Source organism: Acinetobacter sp. YH12043 (assembly GCF_013419915.1).
GTDB lineage: Bacteria > Pseudomonadota > Gammaproteobacteria > Pseudomonadales > Moraxellaceae > Acinetobacter.
This window is the reverse complement of the sequence record NZ_VOZD01000011.1, coordinates 1-18897: the sequence shown is the minus strand read 5'-3', so window position 1 is coordinate 18897 and position 18897 is coordinate 1. Positions and strand designations below refer to the sequence as shown.

Below are 18897 nucleotides of genomic sequence, written 5' to 3'. Positions count from 1 at the left end.
AAATTAGGGTTTTAAGAAGGAAGCCTCAAGCAAATGTTGAGGCTTCAGATGGATGTGCTGAAAATCATCAGATTCATCAACAAAAATCGGATTTGAAAATTATTTAAGGACGGAATTCTTTCAGTTCACGCTGAATGAAATACTGGAACATTTCCCGGTACAGATGTTCAATAAACGCCTGATCCACACCCTGCTGTTGTGCCAAGGCTTTGACATTTTCCACGATCTGCTCCATACGCTCCGGTGATTGCAGATCAGTTTCAGTTTTTTTAAAACGGGTGGTTTGATCAACATAAAATTGACGCGCAGCGATCAGCTCGACTAAAGCTGTATCAATGGCATCGATCTGTTGACGTGCATGTTGTAATGATTCAGCTTTGATTTTTTCCATGTTTATTCAGTCACTTTCAGTTTAGTTATCACTCTTATACTTTTCTTCTAACACATTACTGAAAATACTTTCAATCATCCAGACACGATATAAGCTATTAAATGTATAACTTTGCCCATCAATACGCAGTTCCAGCACCGGTAGATTCGGCTGGGACTTCATTTCACATAAGGTGTCATTTTCCTGCAACTTGGCCAGAACGTCTTCCTGGGTCAGTTCAGTAATACTCAGTTCCTGCTGCATACGCTTGAAATGTGCTGCATAAGACAGATCATAACCACGAGTCCAGACCGCTTCCAGAATCTGGTACATGGCTTCAATCCGCTGCTCTTCCGGACAGCTATAAAACAATTGCGCCATCGGCATTACAGCCTGCTCGGTTGGTCGGCAGAATGGGGTAAATTTGACTTCAGTCCGCTTGGATAAGCGTGTCGCCAGACTCCAGTCAAACCAGTCCCGTCCCTGATAAGACAGCGGATAGACATTCAACTGGATATTATAAAAATCAGCCAACTCTTCCTTAATATAGGCTAGCAATAACCAGGAAATCGGATCTTCCAGAGCGATATACAGGTCTAGCTCTGGGTCCATGGACTGGATTTCATTCAGCTCTTCGGCATCACTGATCAGATGCTCACGCCATTCAATATGATTGATCAGGAAAATCGGATTGCCAGTCAGTAATCTCTGCTGTTTCAGGCGACGGGTCAGACGTAACAGATCATCTACCGCCTGATACTGGCGTCCGCCAAACTGGAAATAACTGGCCAGAATCGGACTATGCTCAAAAATTCGTTCCGGAAAATTCTGCGGCGAATGATGACGGCTAGCCATCGCATATAAAGTGCGTAATTTTCCGTTCTGTTTTTGCCAGAGCATATGAAAGACATCTTCCAGCAAATACAGAAAATCCTGTCCGCGTAATGGCGTATTTCTCAGGATGGTTTCTGCCTGCTTTAAGGCTTCAGCTGTCGGTAATTCTGGGGTCTCATGAAAGCTGAAACGATGCTGTTTAGATAAAATTTTGGCATCATTCAGACAATAGTGCTGCCATTCATCAAAAGACATCTGATTAGGCGGCTCAGCCCGCTGATCTGAAATAATGACTTTGAGTGGCTTCAGTTCCGGACTGAGAATTTCTTCCAGTTGCGGTAACTGTTGTACCGCCAGATAACTATAAACATCATCCAGTCTTAAATGGATGCTCAAGCCATCTTCAATAGATAACACCGTTTGACGAACTGGTTTCTGGTAAAACCAACTCGATCGGATTGGATCAAACCAACGGCGTAGCAGGGACATGAGAGGTGCCTCGAAAAGATTTTGTCATGCCAGCCCTTGCCAGCAGGATCGTTTTATTCAACATCCTATTATGAGGATGTTTATGACCTGATATAAGTCTTGTGCAAAACTTATATCAAGTCAGCAACAAATGTTCAATGTTTTCTAGGACTTTAGATTTCAAGATTTAGGTCAGTCACGGCCCCGGTCTCCGCCCCAGAGGTCAGTTTGGCGAATTTCGCCAGTGCCCCGTGAGTGTAATTCGGTTTCGGTTTCACCCAGGCCGCCTGACGTGCAGCAAGCTCTTCATCCGAAATATGCCAGGTCATTTCACGGGTTTCCGCATTAATGGAAATTTCATCGCCATTTTGCACCAGACCAATCGGGCCACCCTCATAGGCTTCCGGTGTGACATGACCAATCACAAAACCATGACTTCCGCCTGAGAAACGGCCATCAGTAATCAGTGCGACTGAATCCCCCAGACCTTTACCAATAATAGCAGAAGTCGGTTTCAGCATTTCCGGCATGCCCGGTCCACCTTTAGGCCCGACACCACGAATGACAACTACTTCACCTGGTTGAACTTCGCCATCCAGAATCCCGCGCATCGCGCCCTGTTCGCCTTCAAACACGCGGGCCGGTCCTTTGAAATATAGACCTTCCTTACCGGTAATTTTAGCCACAGCCCCATTCGGTGACAGGTTGCCTTTCATAATGATCAGATGCGAGTCTTTTTTCACTGGCTTGTCGAATGGCAAGATAATCTGCTGACCTTCTGGATAATCTTCTACATCGGCCAGGTTTTCTGCCAGTGTTTTTCCGGTCACAGTCAGGCAGGAACCATCTAGCATGCCAGCATCCAGCATGCGTTTCATCAATGGCTGGATCCCACCAATGGCAATCAGTTCCGACATTAGATATTTACCGGATGGACGGACATCGGCCACGACAGGAATTTCTTTACCAATTCGTACAAAGTCATCTAGGCTCAGCTCAACACCCGCTGTATGCGCCATGGCTAACAGATGCAGCACTCCATTAGTTGATCCACCCAATGCAATCAATACTTTAATTGAATTTTCAAAAGCCGCTTTGGTCATGATGTCACGTGGCTTGATATCCAGACGCAGTAGATTCATCACTGCTTCACCAGCACGGGCACAGTCAATCTGCTTGTCTTCAGACACCGCTTCCTGTGCGGATGAGCCTGGCAGGCTCATGCCGAGAGCTTCAATCGCAGAGGCCATAGAATTGGCGGTATACATCCCCCCACAAGAACCCGGCCCTGGCAAAGACACTTCTTCGATGTGTTTCACCTGAATCGCATTAATTTCGCCTTTGGCATGCTGACCCACCGCTTCAAATACCGAAATCATGTCGGTATGCCCTTCACCCGGCTTGATGGTGCCACCATAAATAAACAGACCTGGACGGTTTAAACGTGCCAAGCCCATGATGCAGCCCGGCATGTTTTTGTCACAACCGCCAATGGCAATCACGCCATCATAGGCCTGACAACCGACCACCGCTTCAATCGAATCGGCAATAATTTCCCGCGACAGCAAGGAGTATTTCATCCCTTCAGTCCCGTTCGAGATCCCGTCGGAAATAGTGATGGTATTGAAGATAATGCCCTTACCACCGGCAGCATTCACGCCCTGCTCGACTGTACGTGCCAGGCCATCAATATGCATATTGCAAGGGGTCACATTGGCCCAGGTCGACGCGATCCCGATAAACGGACGAGTAAAGTCTTCATCCTGAAAACCGGTGGCACGCATCATGGATCGGGCCGGTGCATTTTCGATGCCTTCATAGACGGGAGCAGAATGTTCTCGGATATTGTCTTTACTCATTTTAATCGTCCTGGATGTAATTCTTGTGAAGCTTAAAAGCTGTCTAGGTTTTATTCGATTGTATAGAAAGCGATCTTTAGATAAAAGTAAGACTCTGTGTATCTGATTCAGTTATTTGAGGTAGTGCAATTATCAAAAATAAAAAAAGCACCCCTCTGGAGTGCTTTTTTGCGCTATAAGATTTACAGCTTAGATTTCACGTACTGCGCCTTTTGCAGCACTTGTGGTATGCATTGCATAGGCTTTTAGGGCTTTAGAAATCTTACGTGGACGGTCTTCCACTGGATGCCAGCCTTTTTCATCTTGAGCAGCACGACGAGCGGCCATAGTCGCATCATCAACAGCCAGATGAATGGTACGGTTTGGAATATCGATTTCGATACGGTCGCCATCTTCCACCAGACCGATTGCACCACCTTCAGCTGCTTCCGGAGAAACGTGACCAATCGACAGACCTGAAGAACCACCAGAGAAACGGCCGTCAGTCAGAAGTGCGCACTCTTTACCAAGACCTTTAGATTTCAGGTAGCTGGTTGGGTACAGCATTTCCTGCATACCAGGGCCACCACGTGGACCTTCGTAACGAATCACAACTACATCACCTGCTGTGATTTTGCCACCTAGAATCGCGTCTACCGCAGAATCCTGGCTTTCAAATACGCGTGCAGTACCGTTAAATTTCAGGATTGATTCATCTACACCAGCTGTTTTTACGATACAGCCATCCAGCGCGATGTTGCCATAAAGTACAGCCAGACCACCGTCTTTAGAGAAAGCATGTTCTGCATTACGGATCACACCATTTTCACGGTCGCCATCCAGACGTGAGTAGTAACGGTCTTGTGAGAATGCAGTTTGAGTTGGTACACCGCCCGGTGCTGATTTAAAGAATTTATACACTTCCTCATCTTCAGTACGGATGATGTCCCACTTGTCCAAAGCATCTTTTAATGTTGCTTCGTGAACCGTACCGACAGAGGTATCTAACAGGCCTGCACGATCCAGTTCACCGAGGATCGACATAATACCGCCGGCACGGTGCACATCTTCCATATGTACGTCATTCTTCGCAGGAGCGACCTTACAAAGTACCGGTACTTTACGAGACAGACGGTCGATGTCATCCATAGTGAAGTCCACACCCGCTTCGTTTGCAGCAGCCAACAAATGCAGAACGGTATTGGTTGAACCACCCATTGCGATGTCCAAAGTCATAGCATTTTCATACGATGCTTTGGTCACCATTGAACGAGGTAATACGCTGTAATCGTCTTGTTCATAATGGCGTTTTGCCAATTCAACAATAAGAGAACCTGCACGTTCGAACAGTTTTTTACGGTTGGCGTGAGTTGCAAGCGTTGAACCGTTACCTGGAAGCGATAGACCCAATGCTTCAGTCAAGCAGTTCATTGAGTTCGCAGTGAACATACCTGAACATGAACCACAGGTTGGGCATGCAGAACGTTCATATTCAGCAACTTCTTCATCAGTATAGTTATCATCTGCAGCGACGATCATCGCATCGATCAGGTCGATCGCTTTGTCATTACCACGGATTTTTACTTTACCGGCTTCCATCGGACCGCCAGACACGAAGACCACTGGAATGTTCAGACGCATTGCTGCCATCAACATCCCCGGAGTGATCTTGTCACAGTTCGAGATACACACCATGGCATCGGCACAGTGTGCGCTGACCATATATTCTACCGAGTCAGCAATCAGGTCGCGTGAAGGCAGTGAATACAACATACCGTCATGACCCATCGCAATGCCGTCATCAACAGCAATGGTATTGAATTCTTTTGCTACACCGCCTGCCTGTTCAATCTGACGTGCCACGAGTTGGCCTAGATCTTTAAGGTGAACATGGCCCGGTACAAACTGAGTGAATGAGTTCACCACGGCAATAATCGGTTTACCGAAGTCTTCATCCTTCATCCCAGTTGCGCGCCATAAGCCACGCGCACCCGCCATGTTTCTTCCGTGTGTCGATGTTTTTGAACGATAGTCAGGCATTTTATATTTCCAACAAAGTTTGAGCTTGAAATGAACCGAAAAAGGTTCACTCTGGCTAGATCATACTGACAATGAGCTTAAATCAGTCGAATGTTAGACCTATCATACTACAAGCCATTGTTTTACAAGATGACCTATTCGTTGTAGATGCAGACAAAAATGTCTATAGAGAGGTCTCGGTGAGCTGACAATAAAAATCTCTTAATAAAGCTACTATACCGCCATCATGGATCGGACAATACAAAACTTTCATGAATAATTTTTAGAATTTGCATGAGTTTTTTTTATATAAAATTTAATTAAAAGTAGGAATCTATAATCGCTGTAACAGTTAAGTGCATTGTAGATTAGGCGGCCATTTGGCTTTTAGCTTATAATAGCTGCCAAGTTTATTTGGAATTTCATGTGTGAAAATCATATTTGCAGGCACACCAGAATTTGCAGCAACTGCATTGGCTGCGCTTCTCAAAACCGATCATGAAATTGTGGCGGTCTATACTCAGCCGGACCGTAAAGCCGGTCGTGGTCAGAAACTTACCGCTTCTGCTGTGAAACAGCTGGCGCTTGAACATGACATTCCGGTATATCAGCCACTTCATTTCAAGTCTTCAACTGAAGAAGGTCTTGCTGCTCAGGCTGAGTTAAAAGCGTTGAATGCTGATGTGATGGTTGTAGCTGCCTATGGTCTGATTTTGCCGCAAGTGGTTCTGGATACGCCTAAATATGGTTGCCTGAATATTCATGGTTCACTGCTGCCACGCTGGCGTGGTGCTGCGCCGATCCAACGTGCAATTGCAACAGGTGATCACGAAACTGGCGTGACCATCATGAAAATGGCTGCCGGGCTGGATACTGGTGACATGATGTATAAAACCTTATGTCCAATTACTGCAGAAGATACCTCAGCCAGCCTGCATGATAAACTAGCTGCTCAAGGTGCTGAAGCAATTGTAGCGGTACTGGAATCTGAAGAAAAATTACAACAGTATTTAGCTGCCCGGGAAGTGCAGGACGAAGAACTTACCGTCTATGCTCATAAGCTGTCTAAGGCAGAAGCCCGAATTGACTGGAGCTGTACTGCCTCTAATATTGACCGTAATATCCGTGCCTTTAATCCTTGGCCAGTCGCTTTTATTCCTCTGGATGAAAATAACAACCTGCGGGTTTGGGGTTCGGTACTTTCAGAAAAAAATGCACACTGTCATGTCGCTGGCACGATTCTAGCGATTGATAAACAGGGTGTACATGTGGCCTGTGGTGATGAAAAAGCAGTGTGTCTCACTTCACTACAATGGCCGGGCGGCAAACCGCTCAATCCGGTACAAATTAACCAGACCCAAAAATTACATGTAGGACAATTATTGGCATGAGTCATTCTGAATCAGGCACATCTCACCTTAACTTGCGTGCCCAAGTGATTCGTACCTTACTTGCTGTACAGCAAGGACAATCTCTGGCCAGTATCTTGCCGCTGCATTTAAAGAAAGTGGCCGACCGTGACCGTGCCCTGTTCCATGAACTGGTTTTGGGTACTTTGCGTCAATGGTATGCACTTAAAAGTATTACTTTGCCTCTGCTAGTGAAGCCTTTAAATAATGATACGGTCGAAACCTGTCTTTATGTCGGCCTATACCAGTTACTGGAAACCCGAATCGCGCCACACGCTGCCATTTCTGAAACCGTGACTGCAGTAAAGCAACTTGGTTATCAGGCTTTAAGTGGCGTAGTGAATGCCATCCTGCGCCGTGTTTCACGTGAAACATCGGAATTTCAGGCAGCACTGGATCAGGCTCATGGCCTGCCAAGCTGGCTATTTAAACGCCTGAAAAAAGACTGGCCAGAGCAGCTTACTGAGCTGAGTCATGAGTTAAAGCAGATTGCTCCACTGACCCTGCGCGTAAATGAACGTCAGGTTAGCCGCGCAGACTATCTGGAAATTCTGGACGAGCACGAAATTCCTGCCCATGCCTGTACTGTTTCCAAGGTCGGGATTATTCTCGATGCCACTGTACAGGTACCTGACTTACCTGGCTTTGATGTCGGTGGTTTTTCGGTACAGGATGAACATGCCCAGCTCTGCGCTACCTTGTTGCCAAATCTGGATGACAAGTTTGTGATTGATGCCTGTGCAGCACCGGGTGGTAAAACGGCGCATATTCTAGAAAAATATCAGCCGCGTAAACTGATTGCGCTGGATCAGGATGCCAAGCGTTTAACACGTGTCACTGAGAATCTTGAACGCCTGTTACTGGAAGGCGAACACGTTGAAATTAAAGCCGCAGATGCCATCACTTGGCAGGCACCGGAACAGCCGGACTGTATCGTGCTGGATGCGCCATGTTCAGCCATCGGTGTAATGCGTCGCCATCCAGATATTCGTCTGTTACGTCATTCAACCGATATTACCCAGACGGTAGAGCTGCAAAAGCAGATTCTGGAAAATATGTGGCAGCAACTGAAAGTCGGAGGCACCCTGCTCTATATCACCTGCTCAATTCTCAAAGCGGAAAATGAACAGCAGATGGTCGAATTCTTTAGCAAACATACAGATGCTAAGGAAATCAAGATCGAAGCCGATTGGGGCATTGAACAGATCCATGGTCGTCAGCTTCTCCCTAAAACCGGTCAAGGCGATGGCTTCTTCTATTGCCGGATTGAAAAGACTGCTTAAATTAGGTTGCTAAAAGCAAAGGTAGCTTCGGCTGCCTTTTTTATTGTTTTGATTTGAGATTCTTATTGTACAAATTTAAAAATCACTAGACTGGTCGCCAGTGCCGCCATACCGCTGACCAGACCATACACGGTTTCATGACCTTTGGAAAAACGTTTCGCAGTCGGCAAGAGTTCATCCAGTGCTAGATAAACCATCACCCCACCGATAATCCCAAACACCATGCCATAAATGGTATGGCTCATATACGGTGCCAGAATGAAATACCCCAGCGCAGCGCCCAGAGGTTCTGCCAATCCTGAAACCAGACTGGCCACAAGTGCATAGTCTTTACGGCCTGTTGCACCATAGACCGGTAATGCAATCGCAACACCTTCAGGCACATTATGAATCGCAATGGCAACCGCCAATGGTGCACCCAGTGCAGGACTTTCCAAAGTTGCAAAAAAAGTTGCCAATCCCTCTGGCAGGTTATGTGCACTAATCGCAAATAAAGTCAGCAGGCCTGTTCTTAGTAGTTGCGGCTGACTCAGATCCTGTTTCGATTGTGCCTCAATGGTTTCATGTGGATTAGGAACGAATCGATCCAGCAATAAAACCAGTACCACACCCAATAAAAAGGCAAAGGTGCCATAAGCAAAACCGGATTTTTCATCAAAGGCCAGGCTAAATGAACTGATCGATTTATTTAAAATTTCTGTAAGAGAGACATAGATCATTGCTCCGGCAGCAAAGGCCAATCCAAAGGCTAAAACCCGGTAATTCGGTTTTTTCAAGAACAGCACCAATCCCCCACCCACCAAGGTAGCCAGACCTGCCAAAAATGTCACTGCAAAAGCAGTATAGACTTGTGCATCAGTAACGGGAGTAATTCCCATAAGACTGCCCATTAAAAAAGTCATTATCACCAAAGATGATAATGACTTTCATTTACAGCAACAATGTGTTTATGTGAAGATTTTTAGTCTTCTGGTTCTTCTGGATTTTTTGCCAGATGCATGACAGCCAGTGCCAGACCACCCCATAATAAAACCATGGAGAAAATCATCATAATCAATGCAGATGTATTCATATTCGTTCTCCTAACTATGACGATCTTTCACTAGACTGAACAAAATGGCACCCAGAATAAAGAATGCAATCGTACCCCCACCAATCATCCATAACGTACTTGCAGGATAATCACCGTAACCCTCTGCCATGATTGATTTCAGGGTTAAACCCAATGCCGATAGTAAAGATAACGGCGTGATTACAGTCAGCATGAATTTCCAGCTGCCACCCAGTTTCAGACTGGCAAACTCGTTCACATGTGTTTCTAGCTGTTTCATCAATGGACGACGGAACCAGGACAATAAAATAATCGAGAACAGACCACCACCCACAATACCAATGTTGTTAGCGAAGTAGTCAATGATGTCGACAAAGGTAATGGCACTATGAGTCGAGAACATCAAGGTGGATACAACTGCTGAACCACCTGCAATAATAGTCACTGACTTGTTCTTCGACCAGCCAAGTTTGTCTTGGAATGCCGCAATTGGCACCTGCAGAATACTGACCATAGAGGTAATACCTGCCACCGTTAATGAACCAAAGAACAGGAAGCCGAACAGGTCACCACCGGCACCTAAACTGGAAATGATTTTCGGGAAGGCAATAAAGGCCAGACCGATACCACCAGAGACCACATCTTCAACTTTCGCGCCTGAACTGAACGCCATAAAACCAAGTGCTGCAAAAACCCCAATACCTGCCAAGATTTCAAAAGACGAGTTAGCCAATGCCACCACGACACCTGAACCGGTCAGGTTAGTTTTACGTTTCAGGTAAGAGGCATAGGTCAACATAATCCCGAAACCCACTGAAAGTGAGAAGAAGATGTGACCAAATGCAGCCAGCCAGACTTTATAATTGGTCATGGCTTCCCAGTTTGGGGTAAAGAAGGCATTTAAGCCATCGACTGCACCTGGTAAACGTACCGCCTGAATCACCAGAATCGTGAATAAAATTACCAGTAATGGCATGAAGATTTTATTCGCCAGTTCCACCCCACGGCGTACCCCACCGTAAAGAATCAGCATCACAGCTGCCCAAACGATCACCAGACCAAAGAACAGCACAGGGACGAAACCGAAAGTTAAGCCCTCACCATTTTGCAGGTAGCTATTGAAGAAAAAGGCTTGTGTATCCGTGCCCCATTGCTGTCCAAAGGAATAAATCATATAGCTGCCGGCCCAAGACAGGACGCTGGCATAATAAATCCCGATAATCAGGGTCACCATGACCTGCCACCAACCCAGAGATTCTGCATTCATGAGTTTTTTGTAGGCCATCGGCGGTGCTTTGCGGAACTTATGTCCGACTGCATAATCTAAAAATAATAGAGGTAAACCTGCTGCAAAAATTGCAATCAGATAAGGAATCAGGAATGCCCCGCCGCCATTTTCATAGGCAACGTATGGAAAGCGCCAAATATTCCCCAAACCAACGGCAGAGCCAATGGCTGCAATAATAAATCCTGATCGTGCCGACCAATTCTCTCGAGTATCTGTCATAGAACACCTAAACTTTAAACTTCATTCAATACTGCTTATTATGGTTATGTCGCGAGCACTGAAGAAGCATTTCAATTATTTCGGGTGTTTGAATTAGAGTTATACCTTTTGGGCATCGAATTCTAATATACAAACAGGTCAGCTAGCCGGACAGCTTGCTTAAAGTCTGAGCAGAAAGCCGACCTTGTAGATGGTTCAACAATACTGACTTTTTCAATTTTTTTCTGTAATTTCTGCTTAAAACATTCTTTTTTTATAATCTATTCTTATCAAATGCTCAATAATTCTACGCTGAGCCCTTGATTTTATTGGTTATATGTATATAAACTTTTTGGAATATATTGTTTTTAAGTTTTACTACAGTTTTCAAGCTATTTTTCGCTCTTAATTCATCAAGTATTAAATAGAGATTGAAAAAGTGTTTTTAAATCTTCTTCCTTCATTTTCTTCTGAATAAAAACAGAGCTGTGTCTTAGTTTATTCAGCTTATCTTTTCTACCTAGCCTGCTACCTTTTTAAGCAATAAAAAGCAAAATTCCACAACCGACCTGCCTTATGCCGATTGTGGAATAGTACTGATTGATTCGGTCAGCTTAACATTTGATGACAAGCATACGTTCTTCCTGCATGTCACGAATCGCAGACTGAATGCCTTCACGGCCCAGACCGGAATCCTTGACACCGCCATAAGGCATATTATCAACACGGAATGACGGAATATCATTGATAATCACACCGCCGACATGCAGATGATCCCAGGCATACATCATCTTCTGCAGATTCTGGGTATAGATGCCGGCTTGCAGACCAAAGCGACTGCTATTAATACAGGCAATCCCTGATTCAAAATCGCTATAAGCTTCAATAATGGCGACCGGACCAAACACTTCATTACGGTAAATTTCCAGTTGATGGTCTACCTTTTCCAACAGGATCGGTTCAAACATCGCACCCTTCACTTCACCACCAGTCAGTACATGGGCACCTTGCGCTACGGCATCTTCCATCCAGCGATGCAAACGTTTAGCTTCAGCTTCCTTGATCATTGGCCCTAACAAAGTTGTTTCCAGATCCGGATCACCGGCTTTCAGATGTTGCAGTTTCTGAACCAGCTTGTCTTTCAGTTCTTCAAAAATATCCTGATGCACCAATATACGTTGCACACTGATACACACCTGCCCTGCATGACCATAAGCGCCACCAATCAGACGGTCAATCAGCTGTTCACTGAGTTCAGTATCTGGCTCAATCATCACTGCGGCATTCCCACCGAGTTCCAGTGTGACTTTTTTACGGCCGGCGCGGGCTTTCATATCCCAGCCCACGACATCAGAACCGGTAAAGCTCAATAGTTTAAAACGGTCATCTGTAACCAGTACATCTGCAAGATCGCGTGGACACGGCAGAACTGAGAATGCATTCTTCGGTAAATCGGTTTCTGCCAGAATCTCGGCAATTTTTAAGGCTGAAACTGGAGTCAGACTCGCCGGTTTTAATACAAATGGACAACCTGCAGCAATTGCCGGCGCAATTTTGTGTGCGGTCAGATTTAATGGAAAGTTAAATGGACTAATCAGGGATACAGCGCCAATCGGTACCTGTTTCACCATGCCCTGATAACCGGAAGCTGCGGCGGTGACTGCCAGAGGCAAAATACGCCCCTGATCCATCTGGGTGACCGCATCTGCCGCAATCTGGAAAGTATTGATCAGACGTTCTACTTCTGCACCGGCTGCTTTACGTGGCTTGCCACCTTCCGCAATCAGGATTTCAGTCAGTTCTTCACGGATTTCATTAAACCGCTTCACACAATGCAGCAGAATTTTTTGTTTCTGGAAAGGTTCCAACGCTGCCATTTCTGCTTCTGCCTCAGTCGCAGACTGAATCGCCTTTTCTAAAGTTTCAGCATCTGCCAGCGCGACACGTGCATAAAGCTCCTGACTATATTTATGTTTGACCTCCAGCCATTCACCCGTTTGTACCGGCTGTCCTGCCACATATAATGGATAGTCTTGATGATGTTGTGCTGCTGTCGATCCCATTATTCTGCCCTTCACATTAGCATATACATTTTAGAAATTACCTATATCATGCACTTACTGATTACGTTTAAGAAGATGTATTTAGGTAACAAAATCGCTCAATTTAAAGAAAGCGTAAGGAAAATTAGAAATGCGTACACAATTATTCACTGCATTATTACTGGGATTAGGACTGAGCAGCATAGGCCATGCCGATGTGATTGGTCTTAAAGCAGATGCCAGCTACTGGAATTTTGACGGTTATAGCCAGTCTGCCAATGCCGGCAAACAGGACCTGGATCGCCAAGGCACGGCACAACTCTCTGTCGCATTTGAACATCCAGTACCACTACTGCCAAATGCCAAAATCAAATATGTGAATCTGGACAGCAATAGCGAACAAAGCACCCCGCTGAATGTTGCTGATATCGAACTCAATAATATCGACTATATTCTGTATTATGAGCTGCTGGATACCATTGTGCATGCTGATATCGGTGCGGGTCTGACTAATCTGGATGGTACAGTCAGAAATCTGAATGCAGGTGTCCTGACTCAGTACGATCTAGATGAATACAGTCCATTACTCTACGCTACAGCTGGGGTAAAACTGCCATTTACTGGCATGAGTGCTAAAGCTGAAGCGGTTTACAGTCACGGTAGCGATATCAAAAAGACTGATGTTCAGGCTGAACTGCAATATGACTTTATTGATAACCTGCTGGTTGATGTAGGGGCTAAAGTCGGTTATCGCATCATGAATATCGATGCCGAACAAAATAATGCGCCAGACTTGGAACTGGAATTTAAAGGTCCTTATATCGGCTTAGACATACACTTCTAAATAATATAATGACTTATGGAAATTAGCCTTAACCCTGTAAGCCGAGACGTACAATGATAGATGTCATCGACGTCTATGCCAGCTTTCAGGTTCAGACTATTCTATAAACATACAGAGCAGGAAGCTCAAATACCTAAAAACAAGAAGAATAAAGCAGTGCACCAGGACGTGAGGTACGACAGGAGTTATACCTAAACACGAGATACGAAAAAAGCCCCAACAGGATGTTGGGGCTTTTTTTATCTATAAATTCTTAGCATTGTTTAACAGTTCCGAGCTAAAAATCCAACATTGTAAGAATCGCCTTGTTGTTAATCTGAAAATCCTCACATTTTTTGGGAACAGCAATCATGGTAAAAAAGGTCCTCTTTATTACTTCAAACCAAGGCGTTGAACATGATGAACTGGTCGAGCCTTTAAATTTTCTAAAATCCAAAGGATTTGAAGTGATTCATGCGGCAGAAAAAAATGAAGAGGTGGCAACAGTAAAAGGCGATACTAAAGCTGCTACCTCATATACGCCTGATACCAGTTTTGATCATGTCACACTGGGTGATTATGATCTCTTGGTTGTTCCTGGTGGCACTGTGAATGCAGATACGCTAAGAATCAATGAATCTGCCCAGAAAATCGTGCAGCATTTTGCTGATCAGCATAAACCGATTGCCGCAATCTGTCATGGGCCATGGGTTCTGATTGATGCACAGCGAATTAAGGATAAAAACCTGACCTCGTACAAGAGCATCAAACTGGATCTGGAAAATGCCGGTGGTAAATGGGTCGATGAACAGGTTCATCGTTGCAATACCGGTGACTGGGTTCTGATTACTTCACGTAATCCGGATGACATTCCTGCTTTCAATGATGCCATCTTAAAAGAACTGGAAGGCGATGCTGCCTAAGTTCAAACTATAAAAAGCCTCCAGATGGAGGCTTTTTTATTTTCTTGATCTTATTTTATTTAAATGCCACCTTTTAGGCTTTTTAGATAAGCCACTACATCTTTATTACCGGCCATTTCTGCCAGTTCCAAAGCGGTATAGGTACTGCGATGATCGACATCTGCGCCTTTGCTCACCAGCAGTTTAACTACTTCCAGATGATCGTTTTCAGCAGCTGCATGTAAGGCACTATAGCCTTCTTCATCGGCTGAATTCACATCCAGACCTTCCTGCAAGGCTTGTTCGACCTGTTCAATATCACCTAAGGATGCCCAGTACACCAGTTCAGGAAGATGCAGTTCATCGTCATCGTCAGGGATTGGGGAGAATGAGTTGAGTTTCATTTTTTTCACTCACAATTAATACTAAATATATAAGTAAATATGTTGCATCAATATTAAAATAATAACTATTCAAAATTTTCCAGAATTTTGTCTAAGTGTTTTGGAAGTTTGATTTCTTTAGGTATAAATTCGTGTGTACCATTATCCAACTTTTTAATAAATACAATTGAATCATCTCGAATGATATTTCTTTCATTTAGGTGTAATAGATCAATTCTAGATTGACCAACTGCAGCGGCAGAAAATATAAAGCCTAGAGAAATTAAAAGAAATCTATTAAACTCAAAGAAATATGAATATTCATAAATAAAGCCGTAAAAAGCAAAAAATTAGCTGAAACCAACTGTCCATGACAGAATTTTTTTTGTGGTATCCATTTATAATTAAATAAAGTTTAAAAATTAAGTTCTTATTTTAAACAATCAAAAAATAAGAAGCCCCCTTTCAAAGGCTTCTTATTTCAAACTCAAGGTTTAAGCTTTTGCAGGAACGGTATCTGCTGAACCAATCTTTTCAGATTCATCATCATGCATGATCAAAGCAACTGCAATCGCTGTAATCAGTACCGGTAAACCGACTGCCATAAAGTTAAAGTGTGCAGGCAGGTTCATACCGAGTAAGCCACCGATCAGGATCGGGCCAACAATCGCACCCATACGACCAATCGCAGATGACCAGCCAATACCTGTTGAACGTACTGCCAATGGGTAGAATTGTGCAACATAACTGTATAGCAACATTTGCGAACCGATTGATGCTGCACCTGCCAGGAACACCAAGATGTAAAGCAGGAACTGGTTAGATGCAAAGCCCATTGAGCTCATCACAATCGCACCCATCATACCGAGGAACATCAATACCGGTTTCAGGTGGAAACGGTCAGCCAAAATACCACCACCGACAATGCCAACCACTGCACCCACGTTCATCGCCATCATAAACATTAGGCTGTTGTCCATTGAGTAGCCCGCTGCCATCATTAGCTTTGGTAACCAGCTGCTCAGTGCATACATGGTTAGTAGGCAAGTAAAGAAAGCTACCCAGAACAATAACGTATTTACGGCACGGCCACGACGGAACAGGCTCACCACGTTTGCTGCTTCAGGTACATTCTCCTGTGGCAGTTTAAAAGTTGTATTGTCTGTAACACTTAGATTTGGAGCCAAACGTCGTACAATTTGACGTGCTTTTTCCTGTTTGTTGTCTTTGACGATAAAGGCTAAAGATTCTGGCAGAAATTTCCAGATCACTGGTAATAAGAATAATGGAATACCTGCGATAAAGAACATGATTTGCCAACCAAAACTTGGGGTAAACCATGAACCCAATAAGGCAGCCATCACACCACCTACCGCATAACCACTAAACATAGTAGTTACTAAGGTACTACGCATTTTTTGTGGTGCATATTCAGAGGTTAGTGCCACCAGGTTTGGCATAACACCACCAATGCCCAGACCGGCAAGGAAACGTAAAATTCCGAACTCAGTCGGGTTTGAAGCAAAACCGCCGGCAAAGGTCAGACCACTGAATAATACGATACAGATCATGATGACTTTTTTACGGCCAATTTTATCTGCTAGAGAACCAAAGATCATCGCGCCAAACATCATGCCGGCAAGTGCAGTACTGGCAAGCATTCCCGCTTGAACGGCACTTAAGCCCCAGTCCTGCATTAATAAAGGTAAAACAACACCATTGATTGCTAAATCGTAGCCGTCAAACAAGATAATGAGTAAACACCAAGCAACTACATTGAAGTGAAAAGGCGTAAATTTCGCATTATCGACTACAGAATTTATATCTACTGTTTCCGTTGTCATCGTTCTCATCTCCCATGAGTACTTGTCCATAAAATCCTTTTGAATATCCGGGGGAATATTCAAGTTTTAGCAATATACGCAAGTGAGATTTAGTGCACAATAAGACCAAATGATGGAGCAATTTCAGCCATAAAATAGCGGCTATTTGTGTGATTTATCACATTTTTATAAAACTAAATAATTGAATAATTAGACATTTATTATTCTCATTAAAATGCTTATATAAATAGTCTATAGACCAATGATTTTTTGATTTATTCAATTTTTTATGAATGATTTTTATACTTTAAACAAAAGATCCCTTTCTTATGAAAGGGATCTTTTGACTCAATTCAGATTTATAGCAAGTGGATTGGCAAAAAGTGACTAGGTTTTAATAGAATTCAGCTTCTGTTTCGCCAGTGAGGTCTCAGCATTTCGTTCTGCATTCAGATCTTTACGTACAATCATCGCCACTGAAATCGCGCCGATAATGGCTGGAATCGCAACAGCCAAGAAATTCATTTTATGTGGCAGCTCCATACCCAACAGGAATCCAATAATAATTGGACCAACGATTGCCCCTACCCGACCGACTGCGGACGCACAACCAATACCGGTAGAGCGGATTGCCAATGGATAGTACTGAGCCACGAAACTATAGAGCAGAATACTACTACCAATTGCCGAAGCACCTGCAGCAGCGACTAACAGATAGATCACAGCTTGTGGAGAGTTAAAGCCTAATCCAACTAATGAAACTGCACCCAACAGGAACATGCCAATAATGACGGGTTTCAGATGGAAACGATCCGCCAGAATACCACCACCAATGGTTCCAACCACTGCACCAATATTCATGGCCATCAGGAACATCAAACTGTTACCCAGAGAATAACCCGCTGCCATCATCAGTTTTGGTAACCAGCTACCCAATGCGTAGACCATAAGCAGACACATAAAGAAGCAGCACCAGAATAATAAGGTACTCATGCTACGGCCCTGCTTAAATAAAGCAGCAATTGAAGCATCGGGTGCATGCACTTCATTCAGTACAAACTGGGTACTTGCAGTGACATTTTGCTCAGGACTGATCTGCTGAACAATTTTACTGGCCTTCTCATTTTGCTGTTTTTTTACCAGAAAAGTTAAAGATTCCGGTAAATACAAATACAGTATAGGCAGCATCAATAATGGAATACCTGCGATATAGAACATGATTTCCCAACCAAAACTTGGGGTAAACCAGGCACCTAATAACGCCGCCATAATCCCGCCAACTGCATAACCACTAAACATGGTAGTGACTAAGGTACTACGCATTTTTTGTGGCGCATATTCAGAAGTTAATGCGACCAGATTCGGTAAAACACCACCAATACCTAAGCCCGCAATAAAACGCAGGATGCCAAATTCAGTCGGACCAGAGGCAAAACCGCCCCAGAACGTAAATCCACTGAATAAGGTCACACAAATCAGGATGACATTTTTTCGTCCAATTTTATCTGCCAGCATACCGAAGAGCATGGCACCAAACATCATGCCGGCCAGAGCGGTACTTGCAAGCATTCCGGCCTGAACTGCCGTCATATTCCATTCTTGCATCAGTAGGGGTAAAGCAACACCGTTGATTGCCAGATCATAACCGTCAAAAATAACGACAAATACGCACCAAAGTACGATCTTTAAATGAAAAGGTTTAAACTTTGCTTCATCCACTACAGCATTCACATTCACTGTTGTTGCTGTCATTTTTCCTCACCTCCAATTGTGAGCTTTTTTATTCTATGAAAAAATGAATGTTCATTCACTTTTGTATATAAAATGGATGATTCTTTAAACCTTGTCTACTGCAAAACTTACCAAGTTAGATTTTTTTAATAAAATTTAGGCTAAAGTCGTAGATCGAATATTTTTTAGACAAACCAATAAAAAAATAAGATGAAGTTAATTAATTATAATTTTCACGTTATTTATATATTTATTATTTAGGCATGATTAGGAGGTTATTTACTTCTTTTCCTAAAAACCCGCAGATAAAAAAAGCCCCCTGCGTGAGCAGAGGGCTTTTGGAATAATGAGCTGGCGATGACTTACTCTCACATGGGAGACCCCACACTACCATCAGCGCTAAGAGGTTTCACTTCTGAGTTCGGGAAGGGATCA

The 18897-nt window shown here is 43.9% G+C and carries 15 protein-coding genes and 1 rRNA gene; 4 read left to right on the top strand and 12 right to left on the bottom strand.

The annotated features are described in order from the left end of the window. Nucleotides 1–103 precede the first annotated feature (103 nt). From FTU01_RS07035 to ilvD (FTU01_RS07020), 4 genes are all read right to left on the bottom strand, one after another. Complete coding sequence (locus FTU01_RS07035; RefSeq protein ID WP_004780403.1) at nt 104–391, bottom strand: chorismate mutase; 288 nt, start codon at nt 389–391, stop codon at nt 104–106. 21 nt (nt 392–412) lie between these two features. Further along, nucleotides 413–1693, bottom strand: a complete 1281-nt coding sequence (locus FTU01_RS07030) for a hypothetical protein (protein WP_180012133.1) — start codon at nt 1691–1693, stop codon at nt 413–415. A 152-nt stretch (nt 1694–1845) separates the two neighbouring features. Beyond that, nucleotides 1846–3531: a dihydroxy-acid dehydratase gene (ilvD, locus tag FTU01_RS07025; protein WP_034171552.1), complete on the bottom strand. Its 1686-nt coding sequence runs from the start codon at nt 3529–3531 to the stop codon at nt 1846–1848. A 189-nt stretch (nt 3532–3720) separates the two neighbouring features. Beyond that, a complete protein-coding gene (ilvD, locus tag FTU01_RS07020; RefSeq protein WP_081402678.1) occupies nt 3721–5550 on the bottom strand; it encodes a dihydroxy-acid dehydratase in 1830 nt (609 codons plus the stop codon). A gap of 407 nt (nt 5551–5957) precedes the next feature. Between ilvD (FTU01_RS07020) and fmt the strand changes: the two genes are divergently transcribed. Continuing rightward, nucleotides 5958–6920, top strand: a complete 963-nt coding sequence (gene fmt, locus FTU01_RS07015; RefSeq protein WP_166137418.1) for a methionyl-tRNA formyltransferase — start codon at nt 5958–5960, stop codon at nt 6918–6920. Then, on the top strand, nt 6917–8221 hold the full coding sequence (gene rsmB, locus FTU01_RS07010; RefSeq protein WP_180138591.1) for a 16S rRNA (cytosine(967)-C(5))-methyltransferase RsmB: 1305 nt from the start codon (nt 6917–6919) through the stop codon (nt 8219–8221). The genes fmt and rsmB overlap by 4 nt, the downstream gene beginning before the upstream one ends. Before the next feature lie 62 nt (nt 8222–8283). On the opposite strand, the gene zupT is transcribed toward rsmB, so the two are convergent. The 4 genes from zupT to FTU01_RS06990 all read right to left on the bottom strand — a co-directional run bounded on the left by zupT (nt 8284) and on the right by FTU01_RS06990 (nt 12821). Then, nucleotides 8284–9099 carry a zinc transporter ZupT gene (zupT, locus tag FTU01_RS07005; protein ID WP_180047698.1) on the bottom strand — a complete coding sequence of 272 codons (816 nt, stop codon included), beginning with the start codon at nt 9097–9099 and terminating at the stop codon, nt 8284–8286. A gap of 83 nt (nt 9100–9182) precedes the next feature. Then, nucleotides 9183–9293, bottom strand: coding sequence for a methionine/alanine import family NSS transporter small subunit (locus tag FTU01_RS07000; RefSeq protein WP_004780392.1), 111 nt, complete (start codon nt 9291–9293; stop codon nt 9183–9185). Between the two features lie 10 nt (nt 9294–9303). Beyond that, nucleotides 9304–10779, bottom strand: a complete 1476-nt coding sequence (locus FTU01_RS06995; RefSeq protein ID WP_125279821.1) for a sodium-dependent transporter — start codon at nt 10777–10779, stop codon at nt 9304–9306. A gap of 593 nt (nt 10780–11372) precedes the next feature. Beyond that, entirely contained in the window at nt 11373–12821 is a 1449-nt protein-coding gene (locus FTU01_RS06990; RefSeq protein ID WP_180047696.1) for an aldehyde dehydrogenase family protein, read from the bottom strand. Between the two features lie 130 nt (nt 12822–12951). Here FTU01_RS06990 and FTU01_RS06985 point away from each other — a divergent pair, with 130 nt between their 5' ends. Then, nucleotides 12952–13644, top strand: coding sequence for a TIGR04219 family outer membrane beta-barrel protein (locus FTU01_RS06985; protein ID WP_180138590.1), 693 nt, complete (start codon nt 12952–12954; stop codon nt 13642–13644). 350 nt (nt 13645–13994) lie between these two features. Then, entirely contained in the window at nt 13995–14546 is a 552-nt protein-coding gene (locus FTU01_RS06980) for a type 1 glutamine amidotransferase domain-containing protein (protein WP_180004125.1), read from the top strand. 59 nt (nt 14547–14605) lie between these two features. Here FTU01_RS06980 and FTU01_RS06975 read toward each other — a convergent pair whose 3' ends face one another. The 4 genes from FTU01_RS06975 to rrf all read right to left on the bottom strand — a co-directional run. Beyond that, a complete protein-coding gene (locus tag FTU01_RS06975) occupies nt 14606–14929 on the bottom strand; it encodes an ankyrin repeat domain-containing protein (protein ID WP_180004123.1) in 324 nt (107 codons plus the stop codon). A 473-nt stretch (nt 14930–15402) separates the two neighbouring features. Beyond that, complete coding sequence (locus tag FTU01_RS06970) at nt 15403–16752, bottom strand: aromatic acid/H+ symport family MFS transporter (RefSeq protein WP_180004121.1); 1350 nt, start codon at nt 16750–16752, stop codon at nt 15403–15405. Nucleotides 16753–17118: 366 nt separating this feature from the next. Beyond that, the gene (locus tag FTU01_RS06965) at nt 17119–18483 is read right to left on the bottom strand and encodes an MFS transporter (protein ID WP_180018796.1); all 1365 of its coding nucleotides are present in this window, start codon (nt 18481–18483) and stop codon (nt 17119–17121) included. 328 nt (nt 18484–18811) lie between these two features. After that, a 5S ribosomal RNA gene (gene rrf / locus FTU01_RS06960) occupies nt 18812–18897 on the bottom strand; the annotation flags it as partial.